The 15,920-nt window shown below is 66.7% G+C and carries 12 protein-coding genes; 3 read left to right on the forward strand and 9 right to left on the reverse strand.

The window, feature by feature from the left end; all coding sequences use genetic code 11:
- Positions 1–27: 27 nt before the first annotated feature.
- From lpxH to ACS0OT_RS04050, 9 genes are all read right to left on the reverse strand, one after another.
- Positions 28–774, reverse strand: a complete 747-nt coding sequence (gene lpxH / locus ACS0OT_RS04010) for a UDP-2,3-diacylglucosamine diphosphatase (RefSeq protein WP_095377045.1) — start codon at positions 772–774, stop codon at positions 28–30.
- Positions 775–867: 93 nt separating this feature from the next.
- The gene (locus ACS0OT_RS04015; RefSeq protein WP_005415455.1) at positions 868–1,407 is read right to left on the reverse strand and encodes a phosphatase PAP2 family protein; all 540 of its coding nucleotides are present in this window, start codon (positions 1,405–1,407) and stop codon (positions 868–870) included.
- A complete protein-coding gene (locus ACS0OT_RS04020) occupies positions 1,388–2,533 on the reverse strand; it encodes a glycosyltransferase family 4 protein (RefSeq protein ID WP_235649461.1) in 1,146 nt (381 codons plus the stop codon). The genes ACS0OT_RS04015 and ACS0OT_RS04020 overlap by 20 nt, the downstream gene beginning before the upstream one ends.
- A gap of 170 nt (positions 2,534–2,703) precedes the next feature.
- Positions 2,704–5,628: a TonB-dependent receptor domain-containing protein gene (locus tag ACS0OT_RS04025; RefSeq protein ID WP_005415457.1), complete on the reverse strand. Its 2,925-nt coding sequence runs from the start codon at positions 5,626–5,628 to the stop codon at positions 2,704–2,706.
- 317 nt (positions 5,629–5,945) lie between these two features.
- On the reverse strand, positions 5,946–7,472 hold the full coding sequence (gene ppx / locus ACS0OT_RS04030) for an exopolyphosphatase (RefSeq protein ID WP_005415458.1): 1,527 nt from the start codon (positions 7,470–7,472) through the stop codon (positions 5,946–5,948).
- A 169-nt stretch (positions 7,473–7,641) separates the two neighbouring features.
- The gene (gene ppk1 / locus ACS0OT_RS04035) at positions 7,642–9,729 is read right to left on the reverse strand and encodes a polyphosphate kinase 1 (protein WP_032953971.1); all 2,088 of its coding nucleotides are present in this window, start codon (positions 9,727–9,729) and stop codon (positions 7,642–7,644) included.
- 4 nt (positions 9,730–9,733) lie between these two features.
- Complete coding sequence (gene phoR, locus ACS0OT_RS04040) at positions 9,734–11,065, reverse strand: phosphate regulon sensor histidine kinase PhoR (protein ID WP_235649462.1); 1,332 nt, start codon at positions 11,063–11,065, stop codon at positions 9,734–9,736.
- A 106-nt stretch (positions 11,066–11,171) separates the two neighbouring features.
- Positions 11,172–11,861 carry a phosphate regulon transcriptional regulator PhoB gene (gene phoB, locus ACS0OT_RS04045; protein ID WP_005408258.1) on the reverse strand — a complete coding sequence of 230 codons (690 nt, stop codon included), beginning with the start codon at positions 11,859–11,861 and terminating at the stop codon, positions 11,172–11,174.
- A 116-nt stretch (positions 11,862–11,977) separates the two neighbouring features.
- The gene (locus ACS0OT_RS04050) at positions 11,978–13,678 is read right to left on the reverse strand and encodes a M48 family metalloprotease (RefSeq protein ID WP_196769529.1); all 1,701 of its coding nucleotides are present in this window, start codon (positions 13,676–13,678) and stop codon (positions 11,978–11,980) included.
- 88 nt (positions 13,679–13,766) lie between these two features.
- Between ACS0OT_RS04050 and grxC the strand changes: the two genes are divergently transcribed.
- From grxC to ACS0OT_RS04065, 3 genes are all read left to right on the forward strand, one after another.
- Positions 13,767–14,057, forward strand: a complete 291-nt coding sequence (gene grxC, locus ACS0OT_RS04055) for a glutaredoxin 3 (RefSeq protein WP_004154541.1) — start codon at positions 13,767–13,769, stop codon at positions 14,055–14,057.
- The gene (locus ACS0OT_RS04060; protein WP_329844159.1) at positions 14,054–14,446 is read left to right on the forward strand and encodes a carboxymuconolactone decarboxylase family protein; all 393 of its coding nucleotides are present in this window, start codon (positions 14,054–14,056) and stop codon (positions 14,444–14,446) included. The genes grxC and ACS0OT_RS04060 overlap by 4 nt, the downstream gene beginning before the upstream one ends.
- A 321-nt stretch (positions 14,447–14,767) precedes the next feature.
- Positions 14,768–15,772, forward strand: a complete 1,005-nt coding sequence (locus tag ACS0OT_RS04065) for an isocitrate dehydrogenase (RefSeq protein WP_033835461.1) — start codon at positions 14,768–14,770, stop codon at positions 15,770–15,772.
- Positions 15,773–15,920 lie beyond the last annotated feature (148 nt).

Consider the following 15,920-nt stretch of genomic DNA (forward strand, 5'->3'; position numbering starts at 1 on the left):
CAACCCTGGTTGGCATCCTGCGATCCATCAATCGCGGGCGAGCGTATCCAGCGACCAGCCGTTGGCATCCACACGCAGCACCGAACCCTGTTCGTACCAGTCACCCAGCACGATACGGATGCAATCGCGTCCACCGGCCTGCAGTGCGTGGATGGCCGGACGGTGCGTGTGACCGTGGATCATGGTGTCCACGCCGTGGCGGACGAAGGTAGCATCGACTTCGGACGGGGCCACGTCGGTGACGGTCTCGAACTGCGCACGATCGCCCTGCTTCATTTCCGACTGGCGGGCCTGGCTCGCCTCGCGCGCCTTCTGCGCGAAGGCGATGCGTGCGGCCAGCGGCTGCGACAGGAACTGCGCCTGGAACACCGGGTCGCGGGTCTGCGCACGGAACTGCTGGTAGGGGATGTCATCGGTGCACAGCAGGTCACCATGCTGCAGCAGCACCGGGCGGCCGTACAGCTCGATCATGCACGGGTCGGGCAGGATGCGCAGGCCGGCACGGCGCGCATAGTCCTCGCCAAGCAGGAAGTCGCGGTTGCCGCGGATGAAGTACACGGGCACGCCGCTGTCGGACAGCACCTTCAACGCATCGGCCACCGCATCGGCGGCCGGAGAGGGCGTGTCGTCGCCGATCCAGGCCTCGAACAGGTCGCCGAGAATGTACAGCGCATCGGCGCCGGGCGCCTGCTCGCGCAGGAAGCGCAGGAACAGGTCGGTGATCTCCGGACGGCTGGGGTCCAGGTGCAGGTCGGATATGAACAACGTGGTCATGCCTGCATTCTAGGCCATCAATGATGATGGTAGCGCCGCCGGTATTGTGGGGGTCAGATCTCTTTTCCGAAGGAAAAGGATCTGACCCCGGGGCTACACCGGCAGCGGCAGCCAGGTCAGGCTGGCCGAAGCCAGCAGGACGGCGATGCCCGTGGCAGCGAGCACGTCGGAAGGATAGTGCAGGCCCAGCACCACCCGCGACAGCGCGACACCGAGGGTGAACGGTACCAGCAAGGGTGCCAGCCAGGGGTAATAGGCCAGTGCGACGATGGTGAACGACACTGCGTGCAGGGTGTGTCCGGAGGGGAAGCTGAATTCGTCCAACGGTGCCACCCAGGCGCGGATGCGAAGATCGGCCGCGTAAGGCCGCGGACGCCGCGTCCAGCGCTTGAGGCCCTTGTACAGCAGCAATGCGGCCAGGCCGGTGGCGGCCATGTGCACCGAGGCGCGCAGGCCATCGAAGCCATCCAGCACCACCAGCGCAGCCATCAGCACATACCAGAACACGCCATCGCCGAGACGGCTGATGACCGAGAACAGGCGGCGCACGCGGCGGCGCCGGCAGTAGTGGTTCGCCCGCCGGCACAAGCGCGCCTCGCGCCCTGCCAGCAGTTCAAGCGGCGTGGTGCGCATGGCCGCTCCTCCGCGACTGCGCAAGCTCGGCCAGCAACGCATCGAACTCGGCCACCACCTGCTGTGGATGCAATCGCTTCATCGCGCGTGAGGCATTGCCGCCCAGTTCGTGGCGTTTCGCGTCATCGGCGGCCAGTTGCACGGCGGCCTCGATGAACTGCTCGTCGCTGTCCACCGCTGCGCCGTTCTCGCCGTTGCGCAGGTACTCACGCGCGGCGCCGTAGTCGAAGGCCACGGTGGCCACACCGCTGGCCATGCTTTCCAGAGTCACGTTGCCGAACGTCTCACTGCGGCTGGGGAACAGGAACAGATCGCCGCTGGCGAAGTGGCGGGCCAGCGCATCGCCGCGCTGGATGCCACAGAAGATGAAATCGGGATTTTCATGTGCCAGCTTCTCGCGGGCCGGGCCGTCACCCACCCATACAAAGCGTGCCTTGGGCCGGATCTGCTGCAGGCCGCGGAATGCCTTCACCGCCAGGCCGAGGTTCTTTTCGGCAGCAATGCGGCCGACATAGATCGCCACCAGGCCGTTGCCATCCACGCCCCATTCCTCGCGCAGTGCAGGGTCGCGCCGGCCTGGATCGAACTGCTGGCTGTCCACCGCACGGGCCAGCAGGCGCACGCGTTCGAAGCCCTGTTCGCCGAGGAACTGCTGTAGTTCGCGGGTCGGCACCAGGGTAGCGTCCGCCTGGTTGTGGAAGCGGCGCATCCAGCGCATGGCCGCGGCCTGCAGCCATGCCACGCCATAGTCGGGCAGGTACTCGTCGAAGCGGGTGTGGAAGCCGCTGGCGACCGGAATGCCGAGGCGACGTGCGGTACGCAGTGCCGACCAGCCGAGTGGACCTTCTGTGGCGATGTAGACCGCATCCGGACGCTGATTCTGCCAATGGCGGCCCAGCCGGATCGGGGCTGGCAGGCCGAAGCGCAGGCCGGGGTAGCGGGGCAGGGCAGCGCCGGGAACCAGCAAGGTGCCGGGTGCCGAATCCAGCGCTTCGGTGGACTGGCGGGGGCGGACGAGGTCGATCTCGTGTCCGGCTGCACGCAGACCCTGCTCCAGGCCCTGTACGGTGAGGGCGACGCCGTTGACTTCCGGCGGATAGGTCTCGGTGACGATGGCATAGCGCATGGCGGGCCTCCCGGTTTCCGGCATGCTCGGCCCTGGCGATGTAGCCGACATGACCACTTTGCGACCGTCAGATGACGGGGGCGCCGGCCACCGCAGGGGCGCTGCGGCCAACAAAAAACCACGGCCCCGAAGGGCCGTGGTCCTGGTGCTTCATGTCACAGCGCGATGGATCAGAAGCGCTGCTGGTACTTCATGTAGACGAAGCGGCCGATGTCGTAGCCACCGTAGTACGAGAAGGCCGAGTTCGGCTTGCTGTACATGATCGGGCCGGTCTTTTCGAACACGTTGTTGGCACCGACCGACACGGTGGCATCCCACGGCAGCGAGTAACGCACCTGCACGTCGTGGAAGGTGACCGCACCACGCTCGTTGTAGTTGCGGGCGCCCTTGTACCACGGTGCATACACACCCGGATCCGAGCATTCGTCCGGGTACAGCGCGATGTTCGAGCAGGTTTCCTTCACGCCCGAGTAGTAACGCGCGGTCCAGCTCGCGCCGAAGTTGCCCCGCTCGTAGCCCAGCACCAGGTTGGAACGGACGCGGAAGGCGCTGCCGATGCCGTTGGTGACGATCGGAACGATCGAGTTGTCGTTGGAGGTGCGGTAGGTCGCACTGGACACGTAGGTGGTGGCCGAGTTCACGTTGAACTTGCCGAACCGGGTGTCCAGACGGTAGCTCACGTCCAGGTCGTAGCCTTCGGTTTCCATGAAGCCCGCGTTGCGGTTGCCGAACTTCAGGTTGGTCACGATGCCGGTCACCGGGTCACGCTGGAAGCGCGAGCAGCGCGCTTCGATGCCCGACTCATAGCAGTCCTGCAGGATCTGGGTCGGCGTGTCGGCGATGATGGTGTTGTCGATGCGGATCTTCCACCAGTCCAGCGAGGCGTTGAAGCCCTGGATGAAGCTCGGGCTCCAGACCAGGCCCAGCGTCTTGCTGGTCGAGGTTTCCGGCGTCAGCAGCGGGTTGGACCCGGAGGTGAACGGCACCGGCGTCGCGTCCGTCGACGTGTTCACCGGGGTGCCGCCCTGGCGGAGCTGGCGGAAGGTATTCGCATTGGCGATGTCGCGTGCGCAACGTGCACGGACTTCGGCGCTGGAGGCCGAGGAACCGAAACGGGTGTCGCACGGATCGCTGAACTGCGCGAAGGTCTCCGAACCACCACCGAACAGGTCGCTGATGGTCGGTGCGCGGAAGCCTTCGGCCCAGGTGCCACGCACCATCAGCGAGTCGATCGGCTTCCACTTGAAACCGAACTTGCTGTTGAGCGTGTTGCCGAAGGTGTTGTAGTCCGAGAAGCGGGTTGCGCCATTGAAGGTCAGTTCCTTCGCGCCCGGCAGGTCGGCCAGCACCGGAACGTTCACTTCCAGGTAGGCCTCGTTGACGGTGTAGTCACCGCCGGTCGGGCCTGCGGCCAGGTTGGTGGTAGCGCCGGTCTGGGCCAGGGCATCCGGGGTGTACTTGCCTTCTTCCTTGCGGCTTTCCACGCCGAAGGCGAAGCCGAGATCGCCAGCCGGCAGGGTGACGATGCTGCCAGCGATGTTGGCAAAGAAGTTCTTGGAGGTGGTGCGGCCCTTGGTGATCTCTTCCGGGAACAGCCACGCCTGCAGTTCTTCGTTGCCGTACAGGCCATCGGCAGCCGTCGTGCCGTACGGAACCAACGGGTTCCACGGCTTGCACACGTCGTAGGAGATCGGTGCAGCTGCGGTACCGCACTGCACCTTGCCAGTGGCGGCGTTGTAGAACGACGGGCCGACGCCGCCGGCGACGCGACCCTTGTGCAGGTTGCCGGTGGCCACCGATTCCAGTTCATTGCGGTTGTACTGGTAGCCCACTTCCCAGTCGAAGTAGCGGCTGCCGATCTCGAACGAACCGTCGAACGACGCCACCGCGCGGTAGGTCTTCAGCTCGCTGGTGGTCACGCGCGGCACTTCCCAGGTACGGCGGTTCCAGGCCACGGCGGTCGGGTTGGCGTAACCGTGCTGGCGGCCGAACGGGTTGAAGTAGCTGTTGATCGACATCGAGCCGACACCGGCGGTGCTCGACTGCAGCGGATAGCCCGCGATCTGGCGGGTGGACTCACGCTTGTTGTAGCCCAGCTCGGTGCGGAAGTTGACGTTGTCGGTGATCTTGAAGCGGCCGTCGAAATAGACCGAGTCGCGCTTGACCGGATACATCACATGCATCTGGTCGTTGGCGTTGCTCACGTCACCGGTGAAAGGCGTGGTATCGGTGAGGTGGTAATTGGCCGGGTTGGTGGGATCCGCGCCGCGGTTGAGGGAATAGCCGCAACCCGCAGTGGCGGTACAGCCCGGGCCGCGCAGACCCGTGAACTGGCCGTACTGGCTGATGGTGGTCCAGTTGCTGCTGTCGTACGGATGGCGATCGGTCATGCCGTACTTGCTGAAGCCGCGATCGCGCGCCCACACGCCCTTCTCTTCGGCATGCTCGGCCGAGAGGGTCAACGACACGCGCTCATTGCTCCAGCCGGCGACAACGTCGAAGCGGTCGCGTGCACCGTCGCCCTGGCTGTACTGGCCGTGGTAGACGTTGGCAGTCACACCGGTGACATTGGAGCGGGTGATGATGTTCACCACACCGGCCATGGCGTCGGAGCCATAGATCGCAGAGGCGCCGTCCTTCAGCACCTCGATGCGTTCCACGGCGGACACCGGCAGCGTGGAGATGTCCTGGTAGCCGGACGTGCTGATGCCCAGGCGCTTGCCGTTGACCAGCACCAGGGTGCGCTGGGTGCCCAGGTTGCGCATGTCGATGTAGGTGCCGCCCGCGTTTTCGCCTGCGGTCAGCGCATTGGCGCGGCTGATGGTCGGGCTGCCCATCGCGGTGACGTTCTGCAGGATGTCGGCAACCGAGCTGAACCCCTGCTTTTCGATGTCGTTGCGGCTGATCGCGAACACCGGCTGGGCGGTCTCCACGTCCACCTGGCGGATGCGCGAGCCGGTGATCTCGATGCGGTCGAGGTTGGTCGGGTTGGCGTTGCTGCCTTCCTGGGCAAACGCGGGCAGCGCTGCCAGCGCTGCAGTGGTAGCCAGGGCGTAGCGGATGGCCTGCCCCAGTGCGGTGGTGCGTGAAGTCATGGCGAGCTCTCTCTCTCAGGTCGTGCACAGGACGCCAAAGGGGGCGTCGAAGGAACCAGCAGGGTCGATGACCGAGCCGGTGACCCGATAGTAGTCTCGTTAGTTAATGCTCTGTAAAGGGTTCGTATCCATTTATGTCACGCGGCCGCGCCAGCCTTCACAAAACGTGAACAAAAGCAGGCGCTTACGTGATGGCAGCGATTGCCCACAGCGCGCCGTTGTGGTGCGGAGCAGCACAAAAAACCGCCAGACTGCGCAAAGTGGGAGTGGGAAATGCGTCACCCCGGTTGTCCTGTGGACAACAGCGGACAGCGTATTCAGGCCACGAACGGACGGAACTGGATGCCCAGCCCGGCGATGCCATCGGTCTCGCCGATCAGGTCCGCGCGCAGCAGCGGGCGGGCATCGATGAAGGCCTGCGGCACGATCAGCGACAGCCGGTTGTCGTCGGCGGTCAGTTCCAGTGCCGGCAGCGGATCGTCTTCGTGGGCGCGATTGAGCAGCACCGCCAGCCGCAGCAGGGCCGCCAGCCGGCGTGCGGTCAGCAGCAGTCGCTCGGGCAAGGCGTCGAAGGCGGTCTTGGTCACGCTGCGGCGGTGGCTACGCACCAGGGCCGCCAGCATCTGCTGCTCCTGGCGCGAGAAGCCGGCGATATCCGAGTGTTCCAGCACATAGCTGCCATGCACGTGGTAGCCGCTGTGCGCGATCATCAGGCCCAGCTCGTGGAGGCGCGCGGCCCAGCCGAGCATGCGCGCATCGTCGGCATCGAGCCTCCAGCGCTCCTGCACCTGTTCCAGCAGGGACAGCGCGGTGTCCTGCACGCGCTCGGCCTGGACGGTATCGATACCGTAGCGCTGGCTGAGAGCAGCCACCGATTCGTCACGCAGGTCGTTCTCGCCGGCGCGGCCGACGATGTCATACAGGATGCCTTCGCGCATCGCCGCCTTGCTGACCAGCAGCTTCTGCAGGCCCAGCGCCTGGAAGGCCGCTTCCAGCACCAGGATGCCGCCGGCGATGATCGGGCGGCGGTCGCTGGACAGCCCCGGCAGCTGGATGTCGTCGATCTTCTTGGCCTTCAGCAGTTCATCGCGCAGCTGCGGCAGGGCCTCGGCGGTGATGGCGCCCTTGCTCAGCTTCATCGTCGCGCAGATCTCGCTGATCGCCTTGTGCGTGCCGGAAGAGCCCAACGCTTCCTGCCAGCCCAGCGCGCGGTACTTGCTGGCGAAAGGCTGGAACTCGCGGCCAATCTCGGCCAGCGCGTCCTTCCAGCGCTTCTTGCTCAGCTTGCCGCCGGGGAAAAAGCGCCGGGTGCTGGCGATGCAGCCGGCCTGCAGGCTTTCGCGCTCCAGGGTCTGCATGCCCATGCCGATGATGAACTCGGTGGAGCCACCGCCGATGTCGATCACCAGCCGGCGCTGCCCGGGCTTGGGCGGTTGCGCGTGGGCCACGCCCAGGTAGATCAGGCGCGCTTCTTCGCGCCCGCTGACCACTTCGATGGCATGCCCCAGTGCGGTCTCGGCCGGTACCAGGAACGACTGCGGCGAGCGCAGCTGGCGCACGGTGTTGGTGGCCAGCGCGCGCACCCGGTGCGGCGGCACATTGCGGATGCGCTGGCCGAAGCGGGCCAGGCATTCCAGTGCACGTTGGCGTGCAGCGGAAGAGAGACCACCCTTGCCATCCAGGCCATCGGCCATGCGCACCGTCTCGCGCAGGCGGTCGATCACCCGCAGCTGGCCGAGCGTATAGCGCGCGATGACCATGTGGAAACTGTTGGAGCCAAGGTCGATGGCGGCCAGCAGGTCGCCATCCTGCAATGCGGGCGGAGTCGTGGTGGTATGCGGCATGGACGAATGTTAGCCGAAGGGGCGGTGTGCTCGTCACCGCGCGGCCTTCACATTTTGGAAGAGGGCGTGCCGCAGGACTGCAAGGGGTCAGATCCCTTTCCCGCAGGAAAGGGATCTGACCCCGTGGCGATCGAATCCCGACCAGCGGTCGGGATCTACCGGGGCAGGGTCAGAGCCCCTGCATCAACGCCATCTGCGCCGAATGCGGGGCTTCGTCGTGGGCTGGGGCACGCTTGTGGTAGATGCCGTGCGCGTCCAGTTCCCAGGCGTTGAGGTTGTCGTCAAGGTAGTTCTGCAGGACTTCGCGGTAGACCCGCTTGGCCAGTTCCGGATCGAGGATCGGGAAGCAGGTCTCGACCCGGCGCAGCAGGTTGCGTTCCAGCCAGTCGGCGCTGGCGCAGTACATTTCCGGTGCGCCGTCGTTGCCGAACCAGTAGACGCGGCTGTGCTCCAGGAAGCGGCCGACGATCGAGCGCACGCGGATGTTGTCCGAGATGCCCGGTACGCCCGGTCGCAGCGTGCAGGCGCCGCGGATGATCAGGTCGATCTGCACGCCGGCCTGCGACGCGGCGTACAGCGCGCGCACCACCTGCGGTTCGTTCAGTGCGTTCATCTTGGCGATGATCCGCGCCGGGCGGCCGGCGGCGGCGATGCGCGTCTCGCGCTCGATGCGGCCGAGGATGCCGGTGTGCAGGGTGAAGGGCGACTGCAGCAGGCGCTTGAGCTTCATCTTCGACGCCAGCCCGGACAGCTGCTGGAACAGCAGGTGCACGTCATTGCCGATGTCCGCATCGGCGGTGATCAGGCTGATGTCGGTATACGCGCGGGCGGTGCCGCTGTGGTAGTTGCCGGTACCCAGGTGCACGTAGCGGCGCAGCTTGCGGCCCTCGCGGCGCACGATCAGCAGCATCTTGGCGTGGGTCTTGTAGCCGACCACGCCGTACACCACCTGCACGCCGGCTTCCTGCAGGCGATCGGCCAGGCCGAGGTTGGCTTCTTCGTCGAAGCGGGCGCGCAGTTCGACCACCACGGTCACGTCCTTGCCGTTGCGCGCGGCCTGGATCAGCGCATCGACGATCAGTGAGTCCTTGCCGGTGCGGTACAGGGTCTGCTTGATCGCCAGCACGTTCGGATCGATTGCCGCCTGCCGGATCAGGTCCAGCACTGCGGTGAAGGCGTCGAACGGATGGTGCAGCAGCAGGTCCTGGCGCGCCACCGTCTCGAAGATGCCGTCACTGTCGCGCAGCGTGCGCGCGGTCATCGGCGGGTATTTCAGGTCCGGTTGCGCGATCAGATCGTACAGCTGGATGATGCGGTTGAGGTTGACCGGGCCATCGATGCGGTACACCGCGTTCTCGGTCAGGCCGAAATTCTGCAGCAGGGTCCGCACGATCTCGCGCGGCATGTCGTGCGCGATCTCCAGCCGCACCGCTGGCCGGTAGCCGCGGTCGACCAGCTCGTCACGCAGCGCCAGCGCCAGGTTTTCCACTTCCTCCTCGTCCACCACCAGCTCGGAATTGCGGGTGACGCGGAACTGGTAGGCGCCCTGGACTTCCATGCCCGGGAACAGCTCATCGACGAAGGTCGACAGCACCGACGACAGGAACACGAAGTTCTGGGGCCCGCCGAGCTTTTCCGGCAGCTGGATGATGCGCGGCAGCGAGCGCGGCGCACGCACGATGGCCAGGTGGCCGGCACGGCCGAACGCGTCGGTGCCCTTCAGTACCACCACGATGTTCAGCGACTTGTTGAGGATCTTCGGGAACGGGTGCACCGGGTCAAGGCCCAGCGGCGACAGCACCGGCATGATCTCGTTGCGGAAGTAGGCGCGCAGCCAGCGCTTCTGGCGGTCGGTCCAGGAGTGGCGGCCGAGCACGCCGATGCCGGCCTCCATCAGCGCCGGCCGCAGCGTCTCGTTCCAGCAGCGGTACTGCTGGTCCACCAGTTCGGCGGCGCGGTCATGGATGGCGCTCAGGATGGCCTGCGGGCTCATCCCGTCCGGTGCGGGTGGCAGGCCGTACTCCTGCGCGTGGCGCACGGCGGCGGCACGGATCTCGAAGAACTCGTCGAGGTTGGTGCAGGAGATGCACATGAAGCGCAGGCGCTCCAGCAGCGGTACCTGCGGGTCCATCGCCTGGGCCAGCACGCGGAAGTTGAAATCCAGCTGCGACAGCTCGCGGTTGATGTACAGCGCCGGGTCACGCAACGGATCGTTGTCCGGGCTCACGGGGAGGGGGAGGGATCCGAGGCTGCTCATGGCGTCATTCTTCGAGGGAGGTCAGGGGGGCGGACTCGCGCGGGCGCACGTGGTCGGCATCGAAATGGCAGGAGAACACCGAGCCCTTGCCGACTTCGCTTTCAATCTCCAGCCGCGCGTGGTGCAGGCCGAGGATGTGCTTGACGATGGACAGGCCCAGGCCGGTACCACCGCTTTCGCGCGAGCGGCTGCTGGAGACACGGTAGAAGCGTTCGGTCAGGCGCGGCAGGTGGGTGGCCGGGATGCCGTAGCCGGAATCGCGCACCGCCAGCACCGCACCGTCGCCCTCGCGGCGGAACTCCACCGCGATGCGGCCACCGGCCGGCGTATAGCGCACCGCATTGGTGACCAGGTTGGAGAATGCGCTGTGCAGTTCCTTAGTCGAGCCCTGAAGGTCAACGCCGGCGAGGTCGTCGATGCTGATCTGGTGGCGGCCCTGGCTGTGCGCTTCGGCTTCGCGGCGCAGGGTGGCCAGCATCGGCTGCATGGCCACGGTCTCGTCCTCGCTGTGTTCCTGCGATTCGAGGCGCGACAGGGTCAGCAGGTCTTCCACCAGCTGGGCCATGCGCTGGCTCTGCTTGCGCATTTCTTCCAGCATCGGTCCGGTTCCCGGGAAATCCTCCGGGTCCATCATGTCCAGGTAGCCGTGGACCACGGTGAGCGGCGTGCGCAGCTCGTGTGAAACGTTGGCCACGAAGTCACGGCGCACCTGTTCCAGGCGCAGCAGCTTGCTGACATCGCGCGCGATCAGCAGCCAGTAATCGGAGGAATAGGGAATCAGCCGCAGGTTGAGGCGGATCGCCGGATCGACCGGCGAGGGTACGTCCAGGATCGGCTCGGCATTGCGGCCGCCGGCCAGCCAATGCGCCAGCGGCATCGGCTGCAGGCGTTCGACCAGGGCCTCGCCAAGGTCGCCGGGATGGTGCAGGCCGAGCAGAGCGGTAGCCGCTTCGTTGAACCACTGCACGCGCTGGCTGTTGCGATCCAGCACGACGACGGCATCAGGCAGCGCGGCGGCAGCAGCGCGGTAGCTGCGCAGCATGTCCAGCAGGCGGCGCTTGCGCACGCGCATTTCCACCTGGTTGCGGTACAGCAGGCGGTCCAGTTCGTTCCAGACGCCGGTGCCTTCTTCGGCGGTGTCCCAGCGCTGGCGAGCGGTCAGCCGGCGCAGAACGCTGCGCAGGCGCCAGTAATGCCAGGCCAGGGCCGCCAGCGCGCCCAGTGCGATGCACAACCACAGATGGCCCGTGAACCACCCCACCAGTCCGGCGAACAGCAGCACCGCGGCAACGGTGGCCAGGGTCTTCAACCAGGCAGAGCGGATGTGGCGGGGCATTGCGATCTCGTCGTTGAGGTGCGGCGGTTCACTGGGGTGAACCGAGGGTTATAGCAGAGTTGCCGGCACCGGCACCCGCAGGTGCGCGGTGCCGGCACGACGAGACTCAGGTAGCAGTGGAGAAGCGGTAGCCGGCGCCGCGCACGGTCTGCACCATGTTCTCGGCGTTGAACGGCTCCAGCGTCTTGCGCAGGCGGCGGATATGCACGTCGATGGTGCGCTCCTCCACGTACACGCTGCCGCCCCATACATGGTCCAGCAGCTGCGCGCGGGTGTAGACGCGCTCCGGGTGGGTCATGAAGAAATGCAGCAGACGGTATTCGGTCGGGCCGATCGGCACCGGCTGGTCGTTGGCGAACACGCGATGGGCGGCGCCGTCGATACGGATCGGGCCGACGGCTACGCTGCCGTCCTCGTCATCTTCGCGGGCGCGGCGCATGACCGCTCGGATGCGGGCCAGCAGTTCGCGTGCCGAGAACGGCTTGACCACATAGTCATCGACACCGGCCTCGAGGCCACCGACGCGATCATTCTCTTCGCCGCGGGCGGTCAGCATGATGATCGGTACTTCGCGGGTCAGCGTTTCCTTGCGCCAGCGGCGGGCCAGGTCCAGGCCGCTGGTGCCGGGCAGCATCCAGTCCAGCAGGATCAGGTCGGGAACGCGATCGGCGATCGCGGTCTGGGCCTCCCGGGCATCGCCGGCGTGGACCGGTTCGTAATCGCCCTTGCGAAGGGCGAAGGCGACCATTTCACGGATCGCGGGCTCGTCATCGACGATCAGGATGCGTTTCTGCACGAGGACACCGTAGGGCTCGGTTACTGGAGTGGTGCCAGTAGACTACGGTTTGATGACATGTTTGTGACTACCCGGCCGGAACCGACCTGGATTGCCATCGGCCGGTCATGCGGTGCTCAGCGGCGGTCCAGGTCCGGGTCCTGCACGCCCTGCCGGCGCAGCTCCAGCACTGTCGGGGTGATCGATTCGATGCGCGCGTCAACCCGCGCGCGGCCGATGTAATCCAGCGCCGGGTTGCGCTTGAGCGCCTGCAGCTGCATCAGCGCCTGTTCTGGCCGCCCGCTGAGGAAGGCGGCCTCGGCATAGGCCTCGCTGGCGCGCACGCTGTCGCCAGCCAACTCGCTGGCGCGGGCGAAACGCTGCTGGAAGACCGGATCGTTACCGCTTTGCGACAGCAGGGGGCGCAACATTGCCTGCGCACGCTGGCCGGCTTCGCGGCTGCCTTGTTCGTTCAGGATCTCGGCATAGGTCAGTGCCACCGGGCGGCTGTTGGGGTGTTCGCGCAGCAGCTGCTCGAAGCGGCTGTTGGCCTGGGCCGCCTGGCCTGCGCGCGACTCCGCCTCGCCCAGGCCCAGCGCCAGCCACAGGTTGCCGGGGTGGCTCTGCAGCAGGCCGGCCAGGGTCTGCCGGGCCTGGCCGGCACCGGCACGGCCACCGCGCATCACCGCCAGCGCCTGGCCGTAGCGCTGCGCATCGTTGAGGCCGTCCTTCTGCCGCTTGGCCAGGTCGGCGTACTCGCGCTCCAGCTCGGGGGGGGAGTCCGCGCTGAGCACGCGCAGGCGCTCACGCGCCCACTCGAAGTCACCGCTGGCGCCACGGTTGAGCTGGCCGATCGGCAGGCGCAGCACACTGCCGGGCAGCAGCGGGTTGTTGCCGCGCAACAGCGGCTCGCCCAGGCTGGGATCTGCCGGGTCCACCCGCTCCTTGCGCTCGCCGGTGGGGGTGCTGGTGGTGAGCAGCACCGTATCCTTCTTCATCTGCTCGGCGCGGGCTTTGGCCTCGCTGATGCGGGTGATGTTGACCGGGTGGGTGCGCAGGAACTCGGGCACGCTGTAGCCGCCTTCGTTGCCGCGCATGGCTGCCGACATCCGCTCGAAAAAGCCGGCCATGGCATCCACGTCGTAGCCGCTGCGCGACAGGGTGCGGATGCCCAGGCGGTCGGCCTCGGACTCGTTGGAGCGGGTGTAGTTGATCTGCCGCTGCTGCATCAGGCCCATGCCCGAGCTGATCGCGGCCATCGTCGCGTTGCCGGACGACGTGCTGTTGCTGGCCTGGGCGGCCACTACCGCCGCCAGCATGCCCAGCAGGATCGGGATCTGGTCGCGCTGGGCGCGCTCGACACCGCGCAGCACGTGCTGCTGGGTGACGTGGGCGATTTCGTGGGACAGCACCGCAGCGACCTCGTCCTCGCGCTCGGCGGTCAGCACCAGTCCGGCATTGACCCCGATGTAGCCGCCCAGCGTGGCGAACGCGTTGATCTGGCGGTCGTTCATCACGAAGAAGGTGTACGGCTGCCGCGGCTGGTCACTGTTGGAGCCGAGCCGGGTACCCATGGTCTGCAGCCAGTCGTTGACCAGCGGATCTTCCAGCAGGTAGCCGTAGTTGCGCAGCTCGCGCAGCATCATCGCGCCGTACTCGGCCTGGCGGGCCGGGGTCAGCAGCTCGCCGGCCGAAGAGCCGATGTCGGGCAGCTTCTCCTGGGCCTGGGCCAGCGGCATGGCCAGGGCCAGGGTGACGGCGGTAGTCAGCAGCAGGGCTCGCAAGCAGAAGGTCCTCGGGCGGGGCGCGCCAAGCGTGGCAGGGCGGGGGGCAACCATTCGTTAATCCACAGTGTTGCGGCCGTGGCGTGGAAATTCCAGCGCACCGGTACCATATGTAGACCGTCGATCCATCGTGGAGTTTCCCGTGACAGCCCAGACCGCCGGCGGTGCCCCCGCCATCACCATCTATTCCACTGCCGTCTGCCCGTATTGCGTGGCCGCCAAGAACTTCCTGAAGAGCAAGGGCCAGCAGTGGACCGAGGTCCGCATTGACCTGGACCCGGCCGAGCGCGAGAAGATGATGGCGCTGACCCGCCGCACCAGCGTGCCGCAGATCTTCGTCGGCGACGTCCATGTCGGCGGCTACGACGACATGATGGCCCTGCACCGTGAAGGCAAGCTCGAGCCGCTGCTGGCCGGGCAGGGCCAGGCATGAGCGCGGCCGACGACGGCAGCAAGGACCGCATCGCCGAGTTCACCGAGTTCCGCAAGCGCATGAACGAGCGCATCCTGGGCGAACCGAACCAGGTGGTGCGCCGCTTCTTCGCGCTGGATACGCAGACCTACCAGGCCGGCGCGCTGGACGTGAAGACCAAGGAGCTGCTGGGCCTGGTGGCCTCGATGGTGCTGCGCTGCGACGACTGCATCAGCTACCACGTGGCCCAGTGCAAGGACGCCGGGGTGACCCGCGAGGAGTTCTTCGAGACCTTCTCGGTCGGCCTGGTGGTGGGCGGCTCCATCGTGATCCCGCACCTGCGCCGCGCGGTCGCCTTCCTCGACCAGCTGGAAGGCGGCGCCGCCGCGCCAGCCGCGCACGAGCACTGAGGGTCGTGCCGGCCAGCGGCCGGCATCCCCTGAACCCGACATGGCCGGGGTTGCCGGCCAGCGGCCGGCACTACCGGGCCCGCGAGGGGGCCTGTCCCGCGATCCAACAGCCCAGGAGCCCCTTCTTGTTGAAGGGGCGCGCCGACAGGCGGGGGTAGAGGAGGGATGCGCGGGCAATTCTGCCTGAGCCGGGGACTGGGACCATGGTCTATTTGGGACCTCGGCCCCGGCTCAGGCATAATTGCCGGTGAAACTTCCTTTGCGCCGGCGTTTCCGGGCACGTCCGGACGGCGTTTTTCCCCCTGTTCGGAACATCGATCAATGACGCAGAAAATTACGGTCATCCGCGGCGACGGCATTGGCCCGGAAATCATGGACGCCACCCTGTTCGTGCTCGACCAGCTCAAGACTGGCCTGGAGTACGAAGACGCCGACGCCGGCCTGGTGGCCCTGGAAAAGCACGGCGACCTGATGCCGGCGGTGACCCTGGAATCGATCGCGCGCAACAAGGTCGCGCTGAAGAGCCCGCTGACCACCCCGGTCGGCGGTGGCTTCACCTCGATCAACGTCAGCCTGCGCCGTCACTTCGACCTGTACGCCAACGTGCGTCCGGCCCACACCTTCCCGAACACCAAGTCGCGTTTCGACAACGTCGACCTGATCACCGTCCGTGAGAACACCGAAGGTGCCTACCTGGCCGAAGGCCAGGAAGTGTCGGCCGATGGCGAGACCGCCTTCTCCGGCACCCGCATCACCCGCAAGGGCTCCGAGCGCATCGTGCGCTACGCCTTCGAGCTGGCCAAGAGCACCGGCCGCAAGAAGGTCACCGCCGTGCACAAGGCCAACATCATCAAGTCGACCTCGGGCCTGTTCCTGAATGTCGCCCGTGAAGTCGCCGCGCAGTACCCGGACATCGAGTTCCAGGAAATGATCGTCGACAACTGCTGCATGCAGCTGGTGATGCGTCCGGAACAGTTCGATGTGATCGTCACCACCAACCTGTTCGGCGACATCATCTCCGACCTGTGCGCCGGCCTGGTCGGCGGCCTGGGCCTGGCTCCGGGTGCCAACATCGGCAAGGACGCGGCGATCTTCGAAGCCGTGCACGGCACCGCGCCGGACATCGCCGGCCAGGGCAAGGCCAATCCGTGTGCGCTGCTGCTGGCGGCCGCGCAGATGCTGGACCACATCGGCCAGCCGGAGAATGCCGAGCGCCTGCGCAAGGCCATCGTGGCGACCATGGAAGCCAAGGACTCGCTGACCGGCGACCTGGGTGGCACCGGTACCACCATGAGCTTTGCCCAGGCCATCGCCAGCCGCCTGTAAGCGGCCGGCCGACCTCGGTTGGATCCACAGCGGGGCGCCTTCGGGCGCCCCGTTGCGTTGTGGGCTGGTTCGGTAGATCCACGCCATGCGTGGATGACGGGGCCCCTACGGTCCGCAGCCACCCATGGGGTGCCTCTACAGGGGATTT

Source organism: Stenotrophomonas maltophilia group sp. RY12688 (genome assembly GCF_052149045.1).
Classification (GTDB): domain Bacteria; phylum Pseudomonadota; class Gammaproteobacteria; order Xanthomonadales; family Xanthomonadaceae; genus Stenotrophomonas; species Stenotrophomonas sepilia.